Below are 1,616 nucleotides of genomic sequence, written 5' to 3' on the forward strand. Positions count from 1 at the left end.
GGGGCAATGCCACTTAGCTTAAGTTGATCATGCTGTCTTGGTGAGCTCCCGTGGGAGGTTGACGAGGCGGATGGTGGCTGGGCTTGCGTAGCGGCTTCCGGTGTCCGCGGACCGCTTTACGCGGTAGCTGTTGTGTCGGGCGCGTTTGACGACGCGTGGGTAACTGCGGTGGCGGCGCTTGGGGTTGAGGTTGCGCTTGGCGGTGATGGAGGTCAGGACGGCTTGGCGTGCCTGTTCGCTTCGGTCGGACTGGTCAGGGGGGAAAGGCCGCCGAGTCGGTGACGCGGCGGCGGACGATGCGCACGGTGCGGGTGAACTTGATTCGATCCGGGTCGATGTCGGCGGCGGTGGCGGCCTCGCAGATCAGGGAGCTGATGGCATGGTGGGTGAGCAGGTAGCCGTAGATCTCCGCTCGCACCATGTCGGGCGTCTTGGAGCGCAGGACCTGTCCGGGTCCGCGCAGGTGGGTCTTGAGTTGGTCGTTTCCGGTCTCGTGTTCCCACCGCTCGGCATATCCGCCGGCCAGCTGCTTGGCCGGGGCGTCGTCGGGGTCCAGGATCGTGGTGATCAGGCAGGTCAACTCGCCCTTGCCGTCGCCCTCGCGGTCGGGGACCTCGTATTCGACCACGCGCACCAGTCGGGCCCGGTCCTGGCCGACGGCCTCACCAGCGCGTACCGCGTCCAGCAGGCGAGTGCGGGCCGTGCCCTTGAACTGCGGGTTGACCAGCACCGACAGGTACGAGCCGTCGGGGTAGGACCGCAGCGCGGTCAAGGTCAGGTCCGACTTCACCCTCCACAGCAGGGCCGCGCCGGTGTCGGCGGCGGTGCACCAGTCGGCGAAGTTGTAGAAGTTGCGGTCGGCGATCAGCAGCATGTCCTCGTCGAGTTGCCGGTACAGGGCCTTGGCCAGGCTCTGCTCGCCGCTGCCCTTGCCCTCGCAGGCCCCGATCTGTGCGCCGACCACCGCGTGCGAGCCGCATTCGCTCAAGGTCACCACCCTCACCTGCGGGAACGCCGAGGCGCGGTCGCCGGAACCGCTACGGCCGAACTCCTCCACATTCTTGGGGGTGTCCGGGGCGTCCCACATGAAGCCATCAACGGCCATCAGCCGCCAACTCCCCAGCCATGCACCACGGGTGAGCTCCTCGGCCACTGGGACCGCGACACGGTCGAACAGCTCGGCCAAGACCTCCCAGCCCAACCGGGCCCGCGCCTGGGTGATCCCACCGGTCGTCGGCACCTGCCACGCCTCACCCCAGCGCCCCCACCCGGACAGCGTCTCCGTCAGGCGCGTCATGACCTCCTCGTAGTCGTCGTCGCCGTAGAGCGCCAACGCCATCGTGAAGTACACGACCACATGCGGCGGGAGCTTCCCGCCCGCACGTTTGGCCTGCTTCCCATGGACTGCCACCGACGCGTCCACCTCATCGCGCGGTACCGACCGGGCCAGCACCCCCAGCGAGATCCACTCCGGCAGCGGCGAAACAGACGAACCCTCAACTTGCCCAGTCACCAGACGAACCTACCGACCCGGCACCACCAGCCCGCCCGCGACCCCACCGACACCAGCGGAAGCACCCGCCAACACCATGATCAACTTAAGCTAAGTGGCATTG

1 protein-coding gene is annotated in these 1,616 nt (G+C 67.6%); it reads right to left on the bottom strand.

The features are described 5' to 3' along the window. Window positions 1–253 precede the first annotated feature (253 nt). Window positions 254–1,516 (bottom strand): IS4 family transposase, encoded by a 1,263-nt coding sequence (locus C7C46_RS16470; RefSeq protein WP_110670354.1) that lies wholly within the window; start codon window positions 1,514–1,516, stop codon window positions 254–256. Window positions 1,517–1,616: the final 100 nt, after the last annotated feature.

Origin of the sequence: Streptomyces tateyamensis (assembly GCF_003205575.1) — a bacterium.
Taxonomy (GTDB): Bacteria; Actinomycetota; Actinomycetes; order Streptomycetales; family Streptomycetaceae; genus Kitasatospora; species Kitasatospora tateyamensis.